Origin of the sequence: Tessaracoccus sp. OH4464_COT-324 (assembly GCF_003932855.1) — a bacterium.
Classification (GTDB): Bacteria; Actinomycetota; Actinomycetes; order Propionibacteriales; family Propionibacteriaceae; genus Arachnia.
The window spans coordinates 1-337 of the sequence record NZ_RQYZ01000160.1 but is presented as its reverse complement, the minus strand read 5'-3'; the positions used below and the strand labels follow the sequence as shown (position 1 = coordinate 337).

1 protein-coding gene is annotated in these 337 nt (G+C 61.4%); it reads right to left on the bottom strand.

The features are described 5' to 3' along the window. A partial coding sequence (locus tag EII42_RS13655; protein ID WP_233558423.1) for a hypothetical protein occupies nt 1–294 on the bottom strand: 294 nt, incomplete at its 3' end. Nucleotides 295–337 lie beyond the last annotated feature (43 nt).

Genomic DNA, 337 nt, shown 5'->3' with positions numbered 1-337 from the left:
GAAGATGGGTGGGACGATGGTGGGTGGTGGGTGTCCGGCCCAGCGTTTGTCTTGTTGCCAGTTGGGGTCGTCGGTTTTTATCATCCAGGGTCTCCAGGAGAATTTGGGTTGTGGGACGGTGATGATCTCTACCGGTGCGGTGCTTGCCGGGTTTGTTCGTGGGCCGTCAGCACTCCGGGTGGTTTCACCCGCTGACGGCCCCGGTGTGGGGCGTGTGACCACAACGGCGGTGAGCGCCGCGAGCACGAGCGCGAGTATGGCGGCGGTGGTGTACCAGGGGGTGTTATTGGTCATCGGTGCCGAATTGTTTGCGTAGTTCTGCGGCTAGTTCGAGCAT